The sequence below is a fragment of the Bradyrhizobium sp. genome, assembly GCF_049581145.1.
GTDB lineage: Bacteria > Pseudomonadota > Alphaproteobacteria > Rhizobiales > Xanthobacteraceae > Bradyrhizobium.
Map to the genome: position 1 here is coordinate 1 of NZ_JBAURI010000320.1, position 3,778 is coordinate 3,778.

The 3,778-nt window shown below is 63.2% G+C and carries 3 protein-coding genes; all 3 read left to right on the forward strand.

Annotated features, from left to right (window positions below):
- The coding region (locus tag WCB02_RS10610; protein ID WP_423958069.1) for an FAD-dependent oxidoreductase at positions 1-1,096 on the forward strand (1,096 nt) is incomplete at its 5' end.
- Positions 1,066-2,913: a 2-oxoacid:acceptor oxidoreductase subunit alpha gene (locus WCB02_RS10615; protein ID WP_423958070.1), complete on the forward strand. Its 1,848-nt coding sequence runs from the start codon at positions 1,066-1,068 to the stop codon at positions 2,911-2,913. The genes WCB02_RS10610 and WCB02_RS10615, both read left to right, overlap by 31 nt.
- On the forward strand, positions 2,910-3,778 hold an 869-nt coding region (locus WCB02_RS10620; protein ID WP_423958071.1), incomplete at its 3' end, for a 2-oxoacid:ferredoxin oxidoreductase subunit beta. The genes WCB02_RS10615 and WCB02_RS10620, both read left to right, overlap by 4 nt.

Consider the following 3,778-nt stretch of genomic DNA (forward strand, 5'->3'; position numbering starts at 1 on the left):
GATCGGCAAGCGCGTGATCGTGCTCGGCGGCGGCAATACCGCGATGGACTGCTGCCGCACCGCGCGCCGTCTCGGCGGTGAGGACGTCAAGGTGATCGTGCGCTCCGGCTTCGAGGAGATGAAGGCGAGCCCCTGGGAAAAAGAAGACGCCATGCATGAGGACATCCCGATCCTCAACTTCATGGTACCGACGGCCTTCATCCACGACAACGGCAAGCTGACCGGCGTCACCTTCCAGAAGGTCAAGGCCGAGTATGATGCCAAGGGCCGGCGCAGTCTGGTGCCATCAGGCGAGCCCGACCAGACCATTGCCTGCGACGACGTGCTGGTCGCGGTCGGCCAGGAGAACGCGTTTCCCTGGATCGAGCGCGATTGCGGCATCGAATTCGACAAATGGAACATGCCCAAGGTCGATCCCAAGACCTACGTCTCGACCAACCCAAAGGTGTTTTTCGGCGGCGACGCCGCATTCGGGCCGAAGAACATCATCTGGGCGGTGGCGCACGGCCACGACGCCGCGCTGTCGATCCATAGACTGTGCTCCGGCGAAGACATCACCGAGCGTCCGCTGCCGCAGGTGCTCGTCACATCGCAGAAGATGGGCATTCACGAGTGGAGCTACGACAACGACATCTCGCCCGAGAAGCGCTTCAAGGTGCCGCATCGCGACAAGGTGGTCGCGCTGAAGGATATCCGCGCCGAGGTCGAGCTCGGCTATGACGTCAAGCTCGCGCTCGGCGAGGCGCATCGCTGCCTGAACTGCGACGTGCAGACCATCTTCTCGACGTCGCTCTGCATCGAATGCGACGCCTGCGTCGACATCTGCCCGATGGATTGCATCACCTTCACGGAGAATGGCGAGGAAGCCGAGTTGCGGACGCGCCTGAAGGCGCCCTCGCCGCATCCCGACCAGGACCTCTACGTGTCCTCCGACCTGAAGACCGGACGGGTGATGGTGAAAGACGAGGACGTCTGCCTGCATTGCGGGCTATGCGCCGAACGTTGTCCCACCGGCGCTTGGGACATGCAGAAATTCCTCATCGATATGACTCACGCAGGTTCATCATGCCCGAGCAAACGCCGATCAGCAGCGTAAACGACTTCGTCGTCCGCTTCGCCAACGTCAACGGTTCCGGCTCGGCCAGCGCCAACGAGCTGTTCGCCCGCTCCATCCTGCGGCACGGCGTACCGGTCTCGCCGCGCAACATCTTCCCCTCCAACATCCAGGGCCTGCCGACCTGGTATGAGGTGCGAGTCACCGAAGCCGGCCATCTCGGCGCGCGCGGCGGCGTCGACATGATGGTGGCGATGAACCCGCAGACCTGGGACAAGGACGTCGCCTCGATCGAGCCCGGCGGCTATCTGTTCTACGATGCGACCAAGCCGATGCCGACGTCGAAGTTTCGCGGCGACATCACCGTGATCGGCGTGCCGCTGACCGCGATCACCAACTCGACCTATACCGATCCGCGGCAGCGCCAGCTGTTCAAGAACATCATCTATCTGGGCGCGCTCTGCGCGCTGCTCGACCTCGACCCGAAGCTGATCGAGCAACTGATCGGCGAACAATACAAGGGCAAGGAGAAGCTGTTGTCCTCCAACGTCCATGCGCTGCATCTCGGCCGCGATTGGGCGCTACAGAACCTGAAATGCCCGATCGGGCTGCGGGTCAGGAAATCCGACAAGGTCGGCGACCGCATCTTCATCGAGGGCAACAGCGCGGCCGCGCTCGGCGCAGTCTATGGCGGCGCCACCGTCTGCGCCTGGTACCCGATCACGCCGTCCTCCTCGCTGGCGGATGCCTTCAGCAGCCATTGCAAGCGGCTGCGCCACGACAGCGAAACCGGCAAGGCGAAATACGCCATCGTGCAGGGCGAGGACGAACTGGCCTCGATCGGCATCGTGATCGGCGCCTCCTGGAACGGCGCGCGCGCTTTCACGGCGACGTCGGGCCCCGGCATCTCGCTGATGACCGAGTTCATCGGGCTGTCCTATTTCGCGGAAATTCCGGCGGTCATCATGAACGTGCAGCGCGCCGGGCCCTCCACGGGCATGCCGACGCGGACCCAGCAATGCGACATCATCGCCTGCGCCTATGCTTCGCATGGCGACACCAAGCATGTGCTGCTGTTCCCGGAAGATCCGACCGAAGCCTTCGAATTCGCGGCCGCCGCCTTCGATCTGGCCGAGCGGCTGCAGACCGTGATCTTCCTGATGCTCGATCTCGATATCGGCATGAACCACCGGCTGTGCCGGCCTTTGCGCTGGGACGACGCCCGGCAATATGACCGCGGCAAGATCATGACCGCCGAGATGCTGGACGAAGGGCGCGACTTCGGCCGCTACCTCGACGTCGACGGCGACGGCATCCCCTTCCGCACCTATCCCGGCACCCATCCGACCAAGGGGTCCTACTTCACTCGCGGCACCTCGCGCGACCGCTATGCGCGGTATTCCGAGGAAGGTCCGGTCTATGCCGACAACATGCAGCGGCTGGTGCGCAAGTTTGAAACCGCCCAGGACATGGTGCCGCGCCCGCTGCAGGCCAACGCAGCCAAGCCGACCAAATACGGCGTGCTCTATTTCGGCTCGACCTCGCCGGCGATGGACGAGGCCATCGGGCTGTTGGAAGCGCGCGGGCACCTCTTGGATCGCATGCGCATCCGCGCCTTCCCGTTTCATTCCTCGGTCGCAAGCTTCATCGCCGACCATGATTTCGTGTACGTGGTCGAGCAGAATCGCGACAGCCAGCTTCGCTCGCTGATCGTCAACGAGAACGGCATCGACCCGGTTCGCCTGATCCCCATCGTGCATTACGACGGCACGCCGATCACGGCGCGCTTCATCGCCAAATCCATCGGCGACCACCAGGATCGCCTCAAGGTGACCCCGCTCCGCAAGGCCGTATCATGACCTACATTGCAAAACCGAAATTTCATCATCCGGGACTGCCGAAGAACGCGCTCGGTTTCACCCATCGCGATTACGAGGGCAAGATCTCGACGCTATGCGCCGGTTGCGGCCACGATTCGATCACGGCATCGATCATCGAGGCCTGCTTCGAACTCTCGATCGAGCCGCATCGGGTGGCGAAGATATCCGGCATCGGCTGCTCGTCGAAGACGCCGGATTATTTCCTCGGCAATTCGCACGGCTTCAATTCGGTGCACGGCCGTATGCCGTCGGTCCTGACCGGCGCCAATCTCGCCAACCGCGACCTGATCTATCTCGGCGTCTCCGGCGACGGCGATTCGGCGTCGATCGGCTTCGGTCAATTCGCGCATTCGATCCGGCGCGGCGTCAACATGACCTATATCGTCGAGAACAATGGCGTCTACGGCCTCACCAAGGGCCAGTTCTCGGCCACTGCGGACCGCGGCTCGAAATCGAAGAAAGGCGTGCTCAACACCGACAACGCGATCGACCTGGTGGCGATCGCGCTGCAACTCGGCGCGACCTTCGTGGCGCGCAGCTTCTCCGGCGACAAGAGCCAACTCGTGCCGCTGATCGCGGGCGCGATCCAGCACAAGGGCTCGGCCTTCATCGACGTCATCAGCCCGTGCATTGCCTTCAACAACCATGCCGGCTCGACCAAGAGCTTCGACTACGTTCGCGAGCACAATGATGCGGTCAATCGCCTCGACGTCATCACCAGCCGCGATCCGATCACCGTCGACTACGCGCCGGGCACCGTGCAGATCGTCGAGCAGCATGACGGCACGAAACTGGCGCTGCGCAAGATCGACGCCGATTACGACGCCCATGACCGGGTCGGTGC